An 18,027-nucleotide genomic window follows, 5' to 3' on the forward strand; every position below is an offset into this window, starting at 1 on the left:
CGCATATATGGCTGTAGTAGTGTTCTTACATGTTGTAGGAATCGATTTATAGGAGAAGAAAGAATGAAAGGATATAAAGTTTTTAATTCAGATTGGACATGCAGAGATTTCCAATACGAAGTTGGAAATAGTTATGAAATGGATGAACTTCCTATATGTTGTGATACAGGTTTCCATTTCTGCGTAAATTTAGCAGATTGCTTCAATTATTACACTTTCAATCCCCAAAATAAGGTGGCTGAAATCGAAGCATATGGTGAAGTTGATACCGATGATAATAGCAAATACTGTACAAATAAAATAAAAATTGTTCGTGAACTATCTTGGGAAGAAGTTTTACGAATGGTAAATACAGGAAAAGATAATACAGGACTAAAGAACAGTGGTAACCGTAACAGTGGTGACTGCAACAGTGGTAACTGTAACAGTGGTGACTGGAACAGTGGTAACTGCAACAGTGGTAACTGCAACAGTGGTAACCGTAACAGTGGTGACTGGAACAGTGGTAACCGTAACAGTGGTGACTGCAACAGTGGTAACTGCAACAGTGGTAACCGTAACAGTGGTGACTGGAACAGTGGTAACCGTAACAGTGGTAACTGTAACAGTGGTAACCGTAACAGTGGTAACTGCAACAGTGGTAACTGCAACAGTGGTAACTGCAACAGTGGTAACCGTAACAGTGGTAACTGTAACAGTGGTAACCGTAACAGTGGTGACTGCAACAGTGGTAACTGTAACAGTGGTGACTGGAACAAATGCTCTTTTTCAAATGGTATTTTCAATACTATTCCGCCAAAAATTTATATGTTTAATAAACCAACGAATTTTACATATCATAATTGGCTTGGTTCACTAGCAAAATTAATCATGAACAGTTATCCAAAAGATAGATTAGTTTGGATATATGAAAATGATATGTCAAAAGAAGAAAAAGAAAAGAACCCATTGTATAAAACAACAGGTGGATACTTAAAATTTGAGAAAGCAAAAGAACAGGCTCAAGAATGGTGGGATGGTTTGCCTGATCGAAAAAAAGAAGCAATTATGACTCTACCTAATTTTGACGCAAATATCTTTAAAGAAATTACAGGAATTGATGTAAGAAAGGAAAAACAATAATGAATAAATTAAAAGGTTTATCCGTTACGTTTGATTTGGGTAACGGAAATAGGTTAATCGTATCAAACCAAGTTAGTAAACACTTTATGCTAACTATCGGATCTATTGATAAAGGTTTTACAACAGTAACATTACCAAAAGAACAATTCATGCAAGCAGTTATCGTTCTTGCAAATGAAATGCACATCGAAAAGGGGGAAGGAGAAGAAACAAATGAATGAACAAGATACATTGTTTATGGATGCATCCATGCATGCAAATGAACAGCAAGAATCAATCAAAATCAACAGCCTTGAACTAGAAAACGTAAAGCGTGTTAAGGCAGTCAAATTAGAGCCTACAAAGAACGGTTTAACAGTGGTTGGGGGAAAGAACAACCAAGGGAAAACAAGCGTGCTAGACGCTATTGCGTGGGCTTTAGGTGGTGCAAAATACAAGCCATCGCAAGCACAACGTGAAGGAAGCCTAGTTGAGCCACAATTACATATTGAATTATCAAATGGGATGGTGGTTGAACGCTTAGGCAAGAATGGAACATTGAAGGTTACAGATCCAAGTGGGCAAAAAGGTAACCAATCATTACTAGATAGTTTTATTTCTCAATTTGCATTGGACTTACCAAAGTTCATGGAAGCCGATAAAAATACTAAAGCAAAGATTTTATTACAAATCATTGGTGTAGGTGACAAATTATCAACACTTGATAAGCAGGAATCTGAATTGTATAACCGAAGAACTGAAATCGGTCGTATTGCCGACCAAAAGAAGAAGTATGCTGATGAAATGGTTCAATGGGATGGAGTTCCAGAAGATATCGTAAGTGCAGCTGAACTCATCCAACAACAACAAGAAATTCTTGCACGCAACGGAAGAAACCAAGAACTACGCAATCAAGCAAAGAGTCTTGAAGCACAGAAAACATTGCTAGAACAACGTATCGAAGAAGCACAAAAGACGTTGAATACAATGCATGAGCAAATGGCAGAATTACAAGACAAACTTGTCATTGCGAATACAAACGCAAAAGACTTACAAGATGAATCTACTGCTGAATTAGAAGAAAGCATTGCAAACATCGATTCTACAAATGCTAAGGTACGTGACAACCTAAACAAGCAACGTGCCCAAGAAGAAGCTGACGAGTACAAACGTCAATACGGAGATCTAACAACAAAGATTGAAGATATCCGTAAGTCACGCATGGAACTTCTAAACGGAGTTGAAATGCCATTGCAAGATTTATCAGTACAAGACGGAGAACTTATTTATAAAGGTCAAAAGTGGGATAACATGTCCGGTTCAGACCAGTTGAAAGTTGCAACTGCCATTGTACGTAAGACCAATCCAAAATGTGGTTTTGTCTTATTAGATAAGTTAGAACAAATGGACATTGATACGATGAATGAATTTGGTAAGTGGTTGCAAGATAACAACTTACAAGCAATTGCTACACGAGTATCAACAGGTGATGAATGTTCAATTTTTATCGAAGATGGCTATTCGGTTGATAAAGAAGGTAATAAGACCGCTGACACATTCGAAAAGCCAGCAGAAGCAAATAAGAAGGAGTGGTTTTAATGGGTAAATATTCAGTGAACAAAGGTATTCAATTTGGAAAGGGAATCAAGACACTTATTTATGGTGTTGAAGGTGTTGGAAAATCAACACTAGCAAGTAAGTTTCCTAAGCCTATTTTCCTAGATACAGAAGGTAGCACGGACAAATATAACTTCGTTGAACGCTATCCAAAGCCTACAAGCATTGCAATGCTTGTTGATGAATGCAATGACATCGTTGCAAACGGAGAATATCAAACAATTGTTATTGATACCTTCGATAAGATTGAACAAATGATCAGCGAAGAATTATGCAACGCAAACAACAAACAATCATTAGAAGAATTTGGTTACGGTGCCGGTTATTCGGAACTTGATGAACGAGTTGGAAAGCTGCTTAATTTCTTCCAAGACATTATTGAAAAGGGAATAAATGTAACAATTCTTGCACATGCAAGAACAAAGAACTTCGATAGTCCATTAGGCGATGGAAGTTACACACGTTATGAGTTGAAACTCGGTGCAAAGACAACACAACGTACTGCTTCATTCCTAAAAGAATGGGCTGATATGATTCTATTCTGCAATTACAAAGTACAGGTCATTGAAAACAAGGATAAGAAGAAACATGGCTATGGTGGCGAACGTTGTATGTATACAACGCACTCACCTGCTTATGACGCTAAAAATCGTTTCGGTTTAGACAATGAACTACCATTGGACTTCAAAGCGATTGAACACATCTTTAAGATGAATCAATCTCAAAGCAAGAATGAGCAACCGATTGAAGTGAATTTGAAACCAATTAGTGAAGAAAAAATTGCTATTGAGCCTAAACCAACAGAATTGAATGTGGAAACAATTTATCAACCAACAGCGTATACGGAAGATGAATTAAAGCAAATGTCGCTATTACCAAAAGCGTTAGTTGATTTGATGAAGGCTGACAATGTTAAGCCATCAGAAATCATGGATTTTACGGTATCAAAGGGAATCGTTACAAGAAATACACCACTAAAAAATTATCCAGATGGTTATTTTGATTTCCTAACAACCAAGTGGAATGAGCCGCTTAACTACATCAAAACTCAAAGAGAGTTGCCATATTAAAAACAGAAAAGGGAGAAAAATAAAATGAGTGAATTAAATACAACAAATACATACGAAGGTGCTTTAGATTGGAACAGTGAAATCGAAGAAACATATTTAGACTTACCAGACGGCACTTACGACTTTACAGTCGTTGATTTAGAGCGTGGACATTATGAGCCTAAACCAACAAGCAAGATTAAGGAACAATGTCCACAAGTGAAAATAAATGTTGAAATCAAAGATCCTAATAGCGACCAAGTAGTAAAGGTAAATTCATTACTTATCTTACATACACGTACAAAAGGCTTACTATGCAACTTCTTTAGAAGTATCGGTGTAATGAAGAAGGGCGAATCATTAAAGATGGATTGGAACGTTATTGGTAAGACAGGGAAGTTGAAGCTATCTCATAACGATAAGAACTATATGCAAATTGAAAAGTTCTTATCCCCAGAAGAAACAACCACTCAAACAAAAACTAGTTGGTTTTAATGTCTGAAATCAAATTAAGAGATTATCAAGAAGAAGCAGTAGATTCCATATTTAACGAATGGCAGAAAGGAAACAGTCGCACCTTGTTGGTATTACCAACAGGGTGCGGTTAATATGGAAAAACTATTGTTTTCTCAAAAGTGATAGAACGTTGCGTTGAAAATGGTGAGCGTGTATTAGTGCTTGCACATAGAAGTGAGTTATTAGATCAGGCAAGCGACAAGCTGCAAAAAACAACTGGCTTACAAACTGCACTGGAAAAAGCACAAAGCACATCCGTAGGAACATGGAATCGAGTGGTAGTTGCTAGTGTTCAAACATTACAACAAGAGAAACGTTTATCACAATTTAGTAAAGATTATTTTGACACCATCGTTATCGATGAAGCACATCACAGTGTAACTGGTGGCTATCAAACAATTATCAAGCACTTTGATAAAGCAAAGATACTTGGGGTTACCGCAACTGCTGATAGAGCAGATAACAGAAAACTTGGAGAAGTATTCCAATCCGTTGCTTATGAATACTCATTAGCAACTGCAATACGTAAAGGGTACTTGTCTAAAATCATAGTACAAACAATTCCGCTAGAAATTGATTTAAAGGGAATTGAAGTACAAGCAGGTGATTATAGTGCAAGTAGCGTAGGAACTGCATTAGACCCTTATTTAGACCAGATTGCAGACAAGATGATGGAATATTGCAATGGAAGAAAAACGCTTGTATTCTTGCCACTTATAGCAACTAGCAAGAAGTTTACACAATTACTATTACAACGTGGTTTTAAGGCACATGAAGTCAATGGGCAAAGTGAAGATAGAGAAGAAACAAAAGAGAAGTTTGCTAAGGGTGAATATGATGTTATCTGCAACTCTATGCTATGGACCGAAGGCTTTGATGAGCCATCCATTGATTGTGTAATCATGCTAAGACCCACAAAGGTTAGAAGTTTATATGCACAAGCAATAGGTAGGGGAACAAGATTATATCCTGACAAAAAAGAGTTGCTTGTATTGGACTTCTTATGGCTGACTGACAGATTAGATTTATGCAGACCCGCAAACATTATTTGTAGAAATCAAGATGTTGCTAAGAAGATGACAGACAACATCAACGAGAGTGGTGAATTAGCAGATTTATTAGAAGCTGAAATGCAAGCCGAAAAGGATGTAATTGCTGAACGTGAAGAAGCACTTGCTAGAGAACTTGAAGCAATGCGAAAGAAGAAATCAAGACTTGTAGATCCATTGCAATATGAAATGAGCATACAAGATGAAGATTTAATCAATTATATTCCACAATTAGGTTGGGAATGCATGCCGCCTACAGAAAAGCAAATAAAGACTTTAAGTGATTATGGAATATCATTCGACATGATTGAAACACAAGGTAAAGCAAACTTATTACTTAACAAGATTGCAAATAGAAGAAGTGCGGGATTGAGTTCACCAAAACAAATCAGACTATTAGAAAGATATGGTTTCAAACATGTAGGCATGTGGACTTTGAATGATGCGGATAAGATAATTAGTCGCTTAGCATACAGTGGATGGAGAGTTCCACAAGGACTTAATCCATCAACATACCTACCAAGTTCTTTAGAAGGACAATCATTATGAGAAGAGAAGAAAGGATAAAACGTGAAATAAATTCCCAATTCTACAGATTACGCATGATTGATGATGCAATCACAGGCACTATGACAAAATTTGATAAAGTGCAAGAACCATATTTGCATGCAATCATGCGTCTTTGTTTTGAAAGGGGAAAACTCTATCAATTATTTGAAAGAGAAATAAACGAAAGAAAAATGCAAAATGAACGCACATGAATATATACGCAAAACAGACGTTTTGAAGCTGATTCAAGATTACATGAAGAATGTTCCACATTCACATCTAGTGTGCCTTCAAACGCTTGAAGAAAAGCTCTACAAGGTATCTCCAGTGAAAGTTTCAGAGATAGTTGAACATCTTGAACGTGAGAACTTAGGATTGCATGCAAAGAATGATAATTTGGAACGAAAGCTGCAATACAAACTAGACCACTATACAGATGACAATAAGGTGAGTGATAGATGATGGGATATAGAGAAAATAAAATTTTTACAACTATCGGTGCTTCAAATCATTCTGAAAAAGAAAGACATAAAGATGATTATTATGCAACTGACCCTAAAGCGGTTGAACTACTTTTAGAAAATGAAACATTCAATCATTCAATTTGGGAATGTGCTTGCGGTGAAGGTCATATTGCAAAAGTCTTAGAGAGCAATGGCTACCATGTTGTATCTACAGATTTAATTGATCGTGGATATGGTGTAGGTGGAATCGATTTCTTAAAACAAACAAAAAATATGCGTGGAAATACAGGAGATATCATTACCAATCCACCTTACAAATTGGCTCTGGAGTTCACTCAACATGCATTAGAGATTGTTGAAGAAGGCAACAAAGTTGCAATGTTCTTGAAGCTGACATTTTTGGAAGGACAAAAGAGAAAACAATTCTTCTTAAAATATCCACCTAAACGAATATATGTATTCAGTAAAAGAATCACATGTGCTATGAATGGTGAATTTGAAAACTATCCATCAAGTGCCATTGCTTATGCATGGTTTGTTTGGGAAAAAGGCTACAAAGGAAAGCCTACAATAGATTGGATAAATTGATATATGGAACTAACATTCATCGACTTATTCGCAGGTGTAGGAATGGCACGCATGGGGATGGAACAAGCCGGCTTTGAATGTGTATATACATGTGAATTTGATAAACATAAGAGAAAGGAATATGAAATCATACATGGAAATATACCAGAAGGATGCGACATTAGAGATGTACGAGCAGCTGACATTCCAAGATGTGATGTTTGGTTCTTCGGAGCACCCTGCCAAGACTTCTCACTCGCAGGACTTAGAAAAGGACTGGGGGGGGATAGATCCAGCCTTGTCGGTGAAGTCTTTAGGCTCATCGAAGAAAAAGCAGAAGATAAACCTGAATGGCTGGTCTATGAAAACGTTAAGGGAATGTTATCAAGCAACTACGGATACGACTTCTTATCCATACTTCTTGCAATGGATGGATTGGGGTATGACGTTGAATGGCAGGTGCTTAACACAAAAAATTTTGGAATCCCGCAGAATAGGGAAAGAGTGTACACTATCGGACATCTTAGAACCAGTGGTAGCAAGCAAATACTACCTATCACCGGCTCAAATGGTAAAGATTGTATCCCAAAAGTTATTGGCGGGATAGGTGAAAAGGACAGTAACAATAATAAGCAATGGAAGCAGCAGAATAGGATATACGATAATAACATCTCAATTTCTGTTACTACAAAGTTTCAACCTTTTTACTTAGATAATAATTTTAGAATACGAAAACTCACACCGAAAGAGTGTATGCGACTTCAAGGCGTGCCAGACGAATACACGGATAAACTAATTCAAGCTGGTATATCAGATAGTCAAATCTACAAAGCAGCTGGTGATGGGTTATCAGTACCAATAGCAAAAGAAATAGGAAAAATGATAAGGAAGAATTTAATGGGAATGAGTGTTCAACTCAACCAAGAATACATCAAGAATTTAACAAAAGAAGTCGTAAAACAAGGAATGATTGAAACTTTAGGGAATGAAAATCTAGTCGGTGCAATCATTAGCGAAATAATGAATAAAAAAGTTAATGAAAATGGGGTAGTTAGTTCATACCGTGGAGAGAACAAATATTCTCTACTTGAATATTTAGTAAACAAAGAATTGAAAGAGCAAGTTGTTGAAATTGCAAAAGAAACGATAGAAGAAAAAAAGCCTGTAATTCGCGAAGCAATAAAAAAGGAAATGCAGAAGAAAGCAACTATGGACAAATTTGTATCTGCATTTTATTCGAGCATTATTGATAATTTGTCTAACTCATATCGCACGAAAATTAACGTAAACATTGAAAACGAAAAGGAGCAATATTAAAACTTATGAAGAAAATAATTAAAGCACTAGCATTAGTAACACTATTAACTACAACAGGATGTACCCAAGCAGATACTGTAAGACACAATATCACAGAGAACGCAGACAGTTTTAGTATCACAAGAAGAATCACTGTATTTAACACACGTACTGACAAAGTGTTAATGCAGATGACAGGTGTAATGAGTATCAAAACAGATAAAGACACAAAGGAATTGAATGTACTGGTAAAAGATGGTGAAACATACTACAAGCATTTAATCTATCTAAACGATGACACAACATACGTTATGGAAGATATCGGCGGTGCTGATGTATCACGTTCAGCATACGAAATTCATTTCTTACCAGAAGTATTACAAAGCGGACTATTAGATATAAAGGTGGATAAGTAAGATGAGAAACAAAGACAAGTATGATTTAAGACGGTTGGACATAATAGATTGCAAACGTTCGTCAATACTAGACAGCCATATTAATTCTATTGAAATTGAGTACGATGGAATATTGGTTCGCAGAATTACATATGCAACTGCAAGTGGCTTAAAAAAATTATGGAATGGCTTGAGGAAGAATACTATGAAAAATAAAGAAAAATATGATTTGAACACGTTAAAAATTAAGTGGACACCACAGACATTTAAGAAAAGACTTTTTACAATAAAACTCAAATCTGATGAACGCACTATTTTTTCAAAGGAAATGACACCAACAGAAACTGGTACAAATGCATATAATGCATGGTTAGAACAAGAGTATAAACCACCAATTCTTGATGATGTTGAAAAGGCTTATTTATCAGCTGTCATCAAGCCGTTTAGAAAAGATGTTGAATGTATTGAGAAAATTGAATGTTATTCTGGCGAAAAAGAATACATATATATCACGATGAAAAAAGATTATGACTATTGCGAACTTCCGGCCTTTGAAAAAGGAACTATGTATAAAGGCATGGAAGTGAATAAGGCATACACCTTAGAGGAGTTGGGGCTATGAAGATCTATATCGTACATGAAAATGGCGGTGAATACGAAGATGAATGGGATACCATCTTGGGAGCATTTACCACTTTAGAAAAGGCACAAGAATTAAGGGATAGAAAGAAAAAAGAGAATGATGAATACTTTAAAAAAGTAGAACTTGCATGCAGGGTACAAGATGAAGAGATAACACTTGAACAATCAGGGCTAAGTAAAGAAGAGTATGAAATCTATCTTGAAGGGGATTTTGATGACTACGTGAATTACTACATTACTCAAATTACTTTAGATAAAGAAGATAGAGAGAAAGGAATGAATTTGTAATATGAAATACAGAAAGAAACCAGTAATTGTGGAAGCAATTAAATACAACAAGGAGCATATCGGAAAAGCGTTAAGTTTCTGCGGAGTATTAGATTATAACCCACATGATAATGAATATTACGTCAAAACATTAGAGGGGCATATGAAAGTTACTGATGGTGATTACATCATCAAAGGTGTACAGGGTGAGTTCTATCCATGCAAGCCTGATATTTTTGAACAGACGTATGAGGTGATCAAATGAATAAATATCAAGAAGCATTGCTGAACATTCGATATTATTATGCACAATCGCAAAAATATAAAAAATTGCAAAAGTATAATGCAATACGACAATTAGAAACCTTACAGGAACTTGTGGACAGGGCTACACCGAAGGAACCAATTATAGAATCACAAGATTATGGTTATTCTTACTGCTATTGTCCTACGTGTGATGCGAATGTTGGAATAGAAACACATTTATACACACACAATAAATATTGTCATTATTGCGGCCAAGCATTGGATTGGAGTGAAGAATGATGAAATCAAGTGATATAGAGAAAAGTAAAAAAATTCTTAATGAAATAAACTTCTTGGAACGTGAAATTAAAGTAATGAATCACGCAAAAGAAAATAAGTTGTCCGTTACAATTTCATATGAAAGTAAATCTATATGGTTTGAAAGAGATGTTTCTCAAAAAGTGCTTGATGTAGTTTTGAAAGAATACAACATCAAGATAGAAGAGCACATCAAAAAGTTAGCGGAACTAGGGGTTGAGTACGTGGATGATGGTGTAAAATGATTGGACTAATAATCATACTAAACATACTTCTGGTTGTAGGTTTTCTAATAACTGGGTTTGAAGTATACAAAATAAAAGAAAGGGATAGCAATAATGATATGGAAAATAATAACAGTAATAATAATTTGGCTAGTTTTTTTAGGGATATGTCTGGTATTCAATCGTGCATGTCACAAGAAGAACAAGTAAATCATCCTAATCATTACAATCAAGGACAGTTTGAATGCATTGCAGTAATGGAAAGCATTTACGGAATCAAAGCTACAATGAATTTTTGCTTGCTATGTGCATTCAAATACATCTGGAGAACAAACGATAAGGATGGTATTCAAGATATTGATAAGGCAATTTGGTATTTGCAGAAATACAAAGAGCTGCAAGGAAGAAGTCAAAAACAATGATTGTAGTTTATGAAGATTCAATCGGCAAGGAGAATAAAGTGATGCCAGAGAGTTATGTGAAACTTGATGATGTATTAAAAATCATCAAGTTAGAACGTTCATTCAATCAACTTGTGATGAAGAAGAACAAGAACAATAAGAAAATCGTTTATGCATGTCAAGCAAAGCAAAGCATGATCGATTTAATCACGCAACAAATCATTACTTTAAAAACAACAAAGATACATTGAGAAAGGAGTTAAACAATGATTTTCGCAGTAGTTAGTTTATTTATCCTTGCCTTTGTACAAATGCTTGCACTTGGACAGTTACAAGAAAGAGTTGTAAACCTAGAAAAAGTAGTGCTTGCATTATCAATGGTTACAAAGATGGATAAATTCAAAAAAGGTTTAAAGGACAAACAATAATGGCAGATATTGAAGAAATCAAAGAAGCCTTGCAATACATTGATCCAGTACGTTTAGATTATTCTGAATGGCTACAAATCGGTATGGCAATAAAAGATGCTGGAGCAACATGCGACATATGGGATACGTGGTCCAGAAGAGATAGTGCAAGATATGTGCAAGGTGAGACTTGGAACAAGTGGGTAAGTTTCCAAGATTCTGGAATAACAGAAAAAACACTGTTCAAAATGGCCGTAGACAACGGCTACAAAAACAGTTGTGATTATGGTGGACACGCATTAAATTGGAATGATGAGATTTACGATGTTGATTATGTTGTTGATAGATCATGGCTTGAAAGAGACGATATCAAGTTCCCTAATAAGAACACATGGCAACCAATTAAAGAGATAGAAACGTATTTAACAACATTATTCAACAATGATGATCATGTTGGATATTGTGTAAAATCACGTGAGTTAGAAAATGGAAAGATGATTCCATACGATAGTGGAAATTACAGTCGTACATGTGGGCAACTTTTAGAAGAATTACACAAGACAAAAAACATTGGTACTACATTCGGTGATTACAACAAAAAAGGTGGTGCATGGATCAGATTCAATCCATTAGATGGTACAGGTGTAAAGGATAAAAACGTATCGGAATATCGTTATGCACTCATTGAAAGTGACAACATGGATATCGGTGTACAAAGTGCATTACTTCGCAAATTGGAATTACCAATTGCAGTCATGATGTACAGTGGTAACAAATCAATCCATGCAATTGTAAGAGTAGACGCACTTAACGAAATTCAATACAAGAAACGTGTTGATTATTTATATGGTATTTGCAAAAAGAATGGCTTTGATTTAGATAAGGCAAATAAAAACCCTAGTCGATTATCACGTTTCCCTGGTTTTGAGAGAAATGGAAATTATCAATTTATCATTGACACAAACATTGGTAAAGGCTCTTGGGAAGAATGGGAAGAATATATCGAAGATATTTCAGACAATTTACCAGAGTTTGAGAACCTTGAAAGGCTATTACAAAACCCACCACAATTAGCAGATGAGTTAATAGAAGGTGTGCTTAGAACAGGTCATAAAATGCTTATCAGTGGTGCTAGTAAAACCAGTAAGTCATTCATGCTGATTGAGTTAGCGTATGCAATCGCAGAAGGTATGAATTGGATGGGTAAACGTTGTAAGCAAGGCAAAGTCTTATACGTCAATTTAGAAGTCGATAGAGCGTCATGTATCAACCGTATCAGTGAAGTGTATAAAGCGTTTGAGATGAGTGTAGGAAACCACGCTAATAATATTGATATTTGGAATTTACGCGGACACGCTACAACGATGGAGAAGCTTGCACCTAAACTCATTAGACGATGTGAGAAACAAGGCTACATTGCAGTCATCATAGATCCTATTTACAAGGTAATGAATGGTGATGAAAACAAAGCCGGCGATATGGCTGCATTCTGCAACCAGTTTGACGCTATCGCCAATGCTTTAAATTGCAGTGTTATTTATTGTCATCACTTCTCAAAGGGATTCCAAGGTGGTAAGAAGTCCATTGATAGAGCAAGCGGTTCCGGTGTATTCGCACGTGATCCAGACGCTATTCTTACAGTAACAGAGTTGGATGTACCAGAAAGTCTAGTGGAAACCAACGGAATACCACTTAGAATCGAGTACACTTTAAGAGAATTTAAACCATTAGAGCCGACTGATGTTTGGAACAGATACCCAATTCATTATGTGGATTATGACGGAATTTTAAGCGAATACGAACCAGAAAGTGCAGCTTTATTCAACCAAAAAAACATCTCAAGTTTTAATGCAAAACGTCAAAATTCAACCATCGTTAAATTAGAAAGTGCATATCAAACACTTGTAGAAAAGGTGGAAAATGGTGAAGTTGAATATATTAAATTGCCTGAAATGGCAAAGTTATATGGTGGTGCATATTCTGAAAAAGCTAATAGAAATAAGTTTAAAAAGCTTTTAAGTAAGAATGGATTCGATATAATCGACCACGGTATAAATGGCGAAAAAGGAAGTTTAGCAAGCGAAGTTATCAAAGTTGACGATGATGACGACGACGTATGGTGATAGTTAAATACGGTAGGTATTACAGGGTAAGGAAACAAAAAAAATCCCTACAGGTACATAAGTGTTTTATGGTAGGTATTACATGGTTTCCTTACCGTTCATACCTACGGGTAAGTATTACGACAATTTCTCGTATTCCCCATGGCGGTAGTATTACGCTTATAATATACGTCACTATGTTCCTACCCCTACGTGCGGATGTTGTACCCTAAACTCTGTACGGTTTAACTTACCGTACAAGAGTAAAGGGGAACAACAACTGTCGCGTCGAGATACTTGATACTGAATTTTATTAAAAGTGTAAAAATTAAAATAATTCACAAATTAAAATTTTTGATGAAAGGACAGAAAAAAGTTTTATGATTAAAAAAGAGAGTGGTACAAAGTTTCATAAGTCTTTCTTCATGGCAATGAAACGTGTACCGACTTCGACTGCTCAAGAAAAAAAGTTTAATACAAAAACTGGAGCGGTGTATTTGGACGAAAGAGCAGCTAAAGCCAAAAAGTCTTTGGATGATGCTTTGTCTAAATTTGATAAGTTTATCCCAGTTAAGTTTGATGTGCCTACAACAGAACAAATCGAAAGATTAAAAACGTTGGATGACAAAATCGAAACGAAGGTACATCGTGGATTGCAAGGTGCAGTTAAGTTAAAGACTATCTGGTGCTTTCCAGAAGGTGACAACAAAGAACAGAAGGATGGTATGCCTAAAACAACCAAGCCTGATACCGATAACTTAATCAAGCAACTAAAAGACGTGATGGCAAATCGTGGATGGTTCAACAAAGGTGACCAACAGGTGGTTGATGAACAGACCGTCAAGATCCATTCAAAGACTACAGGGATATTCGTGGATATCTCTGAAATTTGACAGAAAGGAAAAATATAAACATGTGTAAAGTTTTAACTCAAGATAAATCAAGATTGATAGATGTTTCCAATACCGATATTTACATCGAACAGAAAGATAAACATATCTTCAATGTCTGTGTTTACAGATATACTCGTTCCCTAGTGTTGGGTACTTACACTACAGAAGAATATGCAAAGTTTGTTTTGGATTTATTGGGCGATAACCTTGGTAGAGAAAAATACTTCAAAATGCCAGAAAGTAGCGATTCACCAGAATAGTTGCTCTACTAAAGGTGCTGATGTTTGATTTAAGGGCAACAGTAAAGCGATATAAGCGTTTCTTTGAACAGGATGATAAAATACTTGTCCGAAATGAAGCATCGCTTTAAATCGCTTACCTTATAGCCTAAAACGAAAGGAGAATTATTCATGGCTTTAGAAATTAAACAAAGACAACCTAAAGACCTTCCAGAATGTATTGACTGCCAAGATGGCTATTACATCTGGTACGACCTATACAGTTACTGTATTTCAAGAATCAGAAAGGAACGCAGAGAAGATATTGCATGGCACTCTTCTTTGGAAAGTGCAGTATTTCATGTAATCAAACTTAAAGAACAAGAGAATATTCAAACTCTTGGTATGCAATCTCTAGCGGATAGAGTGAAGGCCCTTGAAATAGAACGACATAAACTAGCAGAAACGTTGGCTTTACAATTTGTAAAGAAGAATAAGGCTGAAAATTAAATTTAAGGCATGAAGTATGATGTTTATTTCTGTTTCTTGATGATGAACGGTAAAATACTCATTCTGTGATAGAAAACGATTTAAACACGTACCTTGTACCCTTATATCGTAGAAAGGAAAAATTATGTTTTTTGATGATTATAAAAAATTACAAGTGGATTTAAACGAAATCCCAGATAACAAATTCGTTTCAACTCGTAAAACTTTACCGGATACAAAGGCTTGCTTTATTATCTTTCGTAAGAAAAATAGTGAAAGGAAATCTCTCGCTTTATACTATCCTGATACTAACAGTTGGCTCTCTTATCCTTCCCAATCCAACCAGTATGATGATGTTGTTGCTTTCGCCAAAATACCATATTGCCACAAAGGAGAAGTACAAGATCTAATCAACTTGTACGATATGGCGTAGTGACTTTCCAAAAGGGTATTATTCCAAAACAGAAAAATCAATTTGGCAAGGATGGTTATACCCATAGGGGGAGAGCTGCTAAAAATTACATTATGAAAAAGATTGATGCAGAACTAGAAAGCAGGGGCATGAAAGAAATCTCAAAAACTAAAGGTGGAGAAAATCTTAAACTTGCACAGAAAGATAAAGAACTAAACGCAGCTGTTTCCGCAGTTCTTAACAATTATCTGGATTTACTGGATAAAACACCAATCCAAACTCCAGAAGAATGTGCAGAAAGATTGAGAAAATTTTTTGAAGGATGTGCAGAACGTGGTCAACTGGCAACCATTGAATCAATGGCACTTGAGTTAGGGATGACTAACCAGCAAATGAACGATTGGATTAATAATCAAACAAAGGGCGAAGTGGTTTCCTTAATGTTACAAAAGGCTAAGCAGATCATAGCTGCACAGGATGCAGAACTGGCTTTGCGTAATCGGATCAATTCAATTCTGTATATTTTTAGATCCAAGAACTTCTATGGGATGGTGGATAAGAGAGAGATTATCAACAATAGACCAGAGAATGAGCTGGATAAGAAATCAAAGGCAGAACTGGAAGATAGATACGCAGATATTATCGATATCGATTCAGAAAATGAAGAATAAAAATCGCAGAAAGGGCAGAAAGTCGCAGAACGGACTATTTCTGTTCTTTTTTTATTCTACTTTCATCTGGAAATTTTCAATTATGAAAACTATATGTGTATGTTGATTGTATATTGTTTCTGTGGCACTCTGTATAGTGCTTATTTAAAGCGATTTAATAACGGATGATATAATTATCATCCAGATATAAAAGGCTCTAAAACACGCTAAAAACGGCACTGTATGAAGTGCCTTAAAATTAAGATATTAAAAAACCTACTAGTGACCTAGTAGGTTAGTTATAAAGCTGTGTTTTTGATTTTCTTCACATCGTGCTTTTATTTCTGAATCGGTGTAGTAGCGTGCTTTTATTAGTGTTTCTTCTCCGCTATCGTCTTGGTAAATTCCGTGATATAGCGGTGGTGTTCTGTCTGGGTAATGCTCTAAGATGATACGATATTGCATTTTTGACTTGCAACGAAAACAAAGGCGAGCACTATTTGATTTGATAGCGTTTGAAACGTATTTCACGATAGGGTATTGAGTAGATAGTATCAAGTGAATATTGCACGCACGACCTAGCGAGGCTATGCGTTCGATTGTTTGCATTAGTTTTTTATTCTGTTCGATTAGTTCGCTGAACTCATCAATAACCAGTAATATAGGAATTTCATTACTCTTACGTTGTTCTAATTTATCCATCTTTTTATAACGTGATTCCATCAAATCATAAATATTCTGTATCACGTTTTCAGCTTCTTCAATTGTTTTAGCGATTGGTAAAATTAAATTGCTGATATTCTTATAAAAAGATAACTCCACACGTTTTGGATCTACTAACGCCAGTTTATACCCTTGTTCCATTGCTGATAAGATTAAAGCGTGAAGTGCTACACTTTTGCCACTTCCTGAACTTCCAGCGATAAGTAAATGAGTATTAATTTGTAAATTTTGATTATCATTAATTTGTAAAAACATTGTAATTTATTCCTTCCATAAAAGGCGGTTTAACCGCCTTATTCTTCATCTTCCTTCAATGTAAATGTTCCTTTTTCGCCTTCGTCATAGTCGATAACATCGATTTCCGTTTCGTCATACCATTCTGTGCCATCGTATAATTGAATTTGATGATAATAACCGACTTCATCGAGTATATATTCCATAATCTTTGAATAAGGCGGATTTACTTTTTCAACCGCTTTATCCAGTATTTCACAATATATTTCGTTTTCGTCTGTATCTTCGTTATGTTCGGCGATTTCTTCGGCTTGCTTTCTTAAAGCTGCAACGTCAATCTTTCCAAAGTCGATACATGCTGTTTGATATATATCAAATTCCTTCATATATCTATCTTGGTATGTTCTGGTTTCGTTTAATAAGTCCATAACTGCACTTGATCCAAAAGCATAGGCCACTTTATCAAATACTTTAATTTTCTGTGTATCTCTTGCTGTGAATTTAATTCCTTCGATTGTTCTTGTGTTTGTGTTTGTCATGTTATTTTTTTCTCTCTTTCTATTTCTTGATTACCTTCAATTTCCAATTTGCTTTTATGAATAACTTAACTGTTTCGTTTAGCAATTCGTCTTTTGTATAATTTGATAACTTTTCTCTATCAACTTGAGGACCTGAATAATTGCGAGTAATTAAATAGTAGATTGTTGGATTGTACTTGCCTGATTCGTTACCTTTTGGATCTCTTACATAGGTTTGAATCGAACCGCTTGCATGTTGTTCAATTTGCAACGTTTCTCCCTTTTTATTTTGTTTTGTGCATTTATACCATTTAACTGCTCCGGTTGAATAGTGTAATTCTTCTAAGTATTGTAAATAATATAATTTTTTCATGTGTTTATCTCTCTCTTTCTTATCCTTTATAAGTTTTCAAATTCTGCTTTATTCAATCCGCAAAATGCTTTGATGTGCTTTCCTGTTGTTGCGGTAAAACCAAACCATAATCGTTTTAGTTCTCCGTTCGGACTTCTTGAAATAATCGGTGTGTTGTAACTGTATAATGTTTCTGTTCCATCGTTCTCGATTCTTACTAATGCTTTGCCATAAAAACTTTTTTGGTTTTGTGTTGGTTTTAATTCGTAAATCTTAGACATGTTTCTTTTCTCCTTTTGCCTTACTGGCTACCTTTTTATTACATATA

General features: G+C 35.5%; 29 protein-coding genes and 1 pseudogene. 26 read left to right on the forward strand and 4 right to left on the reverse strand.

The features are described 5' to 3' along the window. Positions 1–63: 63 nt before the first annotated feature. The 26 genes and pseudogenes from RGT18_RS04160 to RGT18_RS04285 all read left to right on the forward strand — a co-directional run bounded on the left by RGT18_RS04160 (position 64) and on the right by RGT18_RS04285 (position 15,893). Positions 64–1,122: a DUF7666 domain-containing protein gene (locus tag RGT18_RS04160; RefSeq protein ID WP_338175296.1), complete on the forward strand. Its 1,059-nt coding sequence runs from the start codon at positions 64–66 to the stop codon at positions 1,120–1,122. Then, a complete protein-coding gene (locus RGT18_RS04165; RefSeq protein WP_028078716.1) occupies positions 1,122–1,343 on the forward strand; it encodes a hypothetical protein in 222 nt (73 codons plus the stop codon). The genes RGT18_RS04160 and RGT18_RS04165 overlap by 1 nt, the downstream gene beginning before the upstream one ends. After that, complete coding sequence (locus RGT18_RS04170) at positions 1,336–2,700, forward strand: AAA family ATPase (RefSeq protein WP_245580945.1); 1,365 nt, start codon at positions 1,336–1,338, stop codon at positions 2,698–2,700. Before RGT18_RS04165 ends, RGT18_RS04170 begins: the two co-directional genes overlap by 8 nt. Then, positions 2,700–3,788, forward strand: a complete 1,089-nt coding sequence (locus RGT18_RS04175; RefSeq protein ID WP_037404318.1) for an ATP-binding protein — start codon at positions 2,700–2,702, stop codon at positions 3,786–3,788. The genes RGT18_RS04170 and RGT18_RS04175 overlap by 1 nt, the downstream gene beginning before the upstream one ends. A 24-nt stretch (positions 3,789–3,812) precedes the next feature. Beyond that, positions 3,813–4,262, forward strand: a complete 450-nt coding sequence (locus RGT18_RS04180) for a hypothetical protein (protein WP_051241053.1) — start codon at positions 3,813–3,815, stop codon at positions 4,260–4,262. After that, positions 4,262–4,831: pseudogene (locus RGT18_RS04185) on the forward strand (DEAD/DEAH box helicase family protein); the annotation flags it as partial. The gene RGT18_RS04180 and the pseudogene RGT18_RS04185, both read left to right, overlap by 1 nt. A 123-nt stretch (positions 4,832–4,954) precedes the next feature. Beyond that, entirely contained in the window at positions 4,955–5,881 is a 927-nt protein-coding gene (locus RGT18_RS04190) for a DEAD/DEAH box helicase (protein WP_338176480.1), read from the forward strand. Beyond that, positions 5,878–6,093: a hypothetical protein gene (locus RGT18_RS04195; RefSeq protein WP_028078713.1), complete on the forward strand. Its 216-nt coding sequence runs from the start codon at positions 5,878–5,880 to the stop codon at positions 6,091–6,093. The genes RGT18_RS04190 and RGT18_RS04195 overlap by 4 nt, the downstream gene beginning before the upstream one ends. Next, positions 6,080–6,343: a hypothetical protein gene (locus tag RGT18_RS04200; RefSeq protein ID WP_028078712.1), complete on the forward strand. Its 264-nt coding sequence runs from the start codon at positions 6,080–6,082 to the stop codon at positions 6,341–6,343. Before RGT18_RS04195 ends, RGT18_RS04200 begins: the two co-directional genes overlap by 14 nt. Then, on the forward strand, positions 6,340–6,933 hold the full coding sequence (locus tag RGT18_RS04205) for a hypothetical protein (RefSeq protein WP_245580942.1): 594 nt from the start codon (positions 6,340–6,342) through the stop codon (positions 6,931–6,933). Before RGT18_RS04200 ends, RGT18_RS04205 begins: the two co-directional genes overlap by 4 nt. 3 nt (positions 6,934–6,936) lie before the next feature. Further along, positions 6,937–8,229: a DNA cytosine methyltransferase gene (locus tag RGT18_RS04210; protein ID WP_051241052.1), complete on the forward strand. Its 1,293-nt coding sequence runs from the start codon at positions 6,937–6,939 to the stop codon at positions 8,227–8,229. A gap of 5 nt (positions 8,230–8,234) precedes the next feature. Continuing rightward, positions 8,235–8,624, forward strand: coding sequence for a beta-sandwich lipoprotein (locus RGT18_RS04215; RefSeq protein WP_051241051.1), 390 nt, complete (start codon positions 8,235–8,237; stop codon positions 8,622–8,624). Position 8,625: 1 nt separating this feature from the next. Further along, positions 8,626–9,225 (forward strand): hypothetical protein, encoded by a 600-nt coding sequence (locus RGT18_RS04220; RefSeq protein ID WP_028078710.1) that lies wholly within the window; start codon positions 8,626–8,628, stop codon positions 9,223–9,225. Further along, positions 9,222–9,533 (forward strand): DUF7336 domain-containing protein, encoded by a 312-nt coding sequence (locus RGT18_RS04225; protein WP_338175304.1) that lies wholly within the window; start codon positions 9,222–9,224, stop codon positions 9,531–9,533. Before RGT18_RS04220 ends, RGT18_RS04225 begins: the two co-directional genes overlap by 4 nt. 1 nt (position 9,534) lies before the next feature. Then, the gene (locus tag RGT18_RS04230; RefSeq protein ID WP_028077711.1) at positions 9,535–9,777 is read left to right on the forward strand and encodes a hypothetical protein; all 243 of its coding nucleotides are present in this window, start codon (positions 9,535–9,537) and stop codon (positions 9,775–9,777) included. Next, the gene (locus RGT18_RS04235; RefSeq protein ID WP_037403572.1) at positions 9,774–10,058 is read left to right on the forward strand and encodes a hypothetical protein; all 285 of its coding nucleotides are present in this window, start codon (positions 9,774–9,776) and stop codon (positions 10,056–10,058) included. The genes RGT18_RS04230 and RGT18_RS04235 overlap by 4 nt, the downstream gene beginning before the upstream one ends. Then, positions 10,055–10,321, forward strand: coding sequence for a hypothetical protein (locus tag RGT18_RS04240; RefSeq protein ID WP_028077712.1), 267 nt, complete (start codon positions 10,055–10,057; stop codon positions 10,319–10,321). The genes RGT18_RS04235 and RGT18_RS04240 overlap by 4 nt, the downstream gene beginning before the upstream one ends. Beyond that, a complete protein-coding gene (locus tag RGT18_RS04245) occupies positions 10,318–10,722 on the forward strand; it encodes a DUF3310 domain-containing protein (protein WP_051240913.1) in 405 nt (134 codons plus the stop codon). Before RGT18_RS04240 ends, RGT18_RS04245 begins: the two co-directional genes overlap by 4 nt. Further along, a complete protein-coding gene (locus tag RGT18_RS04250) occupies positions 10,719–10,952 on the forward strand; it encodes a hypothetical protein (RefSeq protein ID WP_028077713.1) in 234 nt (77 codons plus the stop codon). The genes RGT18_RS04245 and RGT18_RS04250 overlap by 4 nt, the downstream gene beginning before the upstream one ends. A 15-nt stretch (positions 10,953–10,967) precedes the next feature. Then, a complete protein-coding gene (locus tag RGT18_RS04255; protein ID WP_156022785.1) occupies positions 10,968–11,129 on the forward strand; it encodes a hypothetical protein in 162 nt (53 codons plus the stop codon). Next, entirely contained in the window at positions 11,129–13,231 is a 2,103-nt protein-coding gene (locus tag RGT18_RS04260) for an AAA family ATPase (RefSeq protein WP_051240914.1), read from the forward strand. Before RGT18_RS04255 ends, RGT18_RS04260 begins: the two co-directional genes overlap by 1 nt. A 359-nt stretch (positions 13,232–13,590) precedes the next feature. Then, the gene (locus RGT18_RS04265; RefSeq protein ID WP_051240915.1) at positions 13,591–14,103 is read left to right on the forward strand and encodes a RusA family crossover junction endodeoxyribonuclease; all 513 of its coding nucleotides are present in this window, start codon (positions 13,591–13,593) and stop codon (positions 14,101–14,103) included. A 20-nt stretch (positions 14,104–14,123) separates the two neighbouring features. Beyond that, a complete protein-coding gene (locus tag RGT18_RS04270; protein WP_028077714.1) occupies positions 14,124–14,363 on the forward strand; it encodes a hypothetical protein in 240 nt (79 codons plus the stop codon). A 150-nt stretch (positions 14,364–14,513) separates the two neighbouring features. After that, positions 14,514–14,831 carry a hypothetical protein gene (locus tag RGT18_RS04275; protein ID WP_028077715.1) on the forward strand — a complete coding sequence of 106 codons (318 nt, stop codon included), beginning with the start codon at positions 14,514–14,516 and terminating at the stop codon, positions 14,829–14,831. Positions 14,832–14,955: 124 nt separating this feature from the next. Then, entirely contained in the window at positions 14,956–15,243 is a 288-nt protein-coding gene (locus RGT18_RS04280; protein ID WP_028077716.1) for a hypothetical protein, read from the forward strand. 92 nt (positions 15,244–15,335) lie between these two features. Further along, entirely contained in the window at positions 15,336–15,893 is a 558-nt protein-coding gene (locus RGT18_RS04285; protein WP_028077717.1) for a terminase small subunit, read from the forward strand. A gap of 258 nt (positions 15,894–16,151) precedes the next feature. On the opposite strand, the gene RGT18_RS04290 is transcribed toward RGT18_RS04285, so the two are convergent. From RGT18_RS04290 to RGT18_RS04305, 4 genes are read right to left on the reverse strand one after another with little or no spacing between them, the layout of a single operon-like run. Continuing rightward, the gene (locus RGT18_RS04290) at positions 16,152–16,850 is read right to left on the reverse strand and encodes an FtsK/SpoIIIE domain-containing protein (protein WP_028077718.1); all 699 of its coding nucleotides are present in this window, start codon (positions 16,848–16,850) and stop codon (positions 16,152–16,154) included. 38 nt (positions 16,851–16,888) lie between these two features. Further along, complete coding sequence (locus RGT18_RS04295) at positions 16,889–17,368, reverse strand: hypothetical protein (protein ID WP_028077719.1); 480 nt, start codon at positions 17,366–17,368, stop codon at positions 16,889–16,891. Positions 17,369–17,387: 19 nt separating this feature from the next. Further along, positions 17,388–17,720, reverse strand: coding sequence for a hypothetical protein (locus RGT18_RS04300; protein ID WP_028077720.1), 333 nt, complete (start codon positions 17,718–17,720; stop codon positions 17,388–17,390). A gap of 26 nt (positions 17,721–17,746) precedes the next feature. Next, positions 17,747–17,980: a DUF8033 domain-containing protein gene (locus tag RGT18_RS04305; RefSeq protein WP_028077721.1), complete on the reverse strand. Its 234-nt coding sequence runs from the start codon at positions 17,978–17,980 to the stop codon at positions 17,747–17,749. Positions 17,981–18,027: the final 47 nt, after the last annotated feature.

Source organism: Solobacterium moorei (assembly GCF_036323475.1).
Lineage (GTDB): Bacteria > Bacillota_I > Bacilli_A > Erysipelotrichales > Erysipelotrichaceae > Bulleidia > Bulleidia moorei.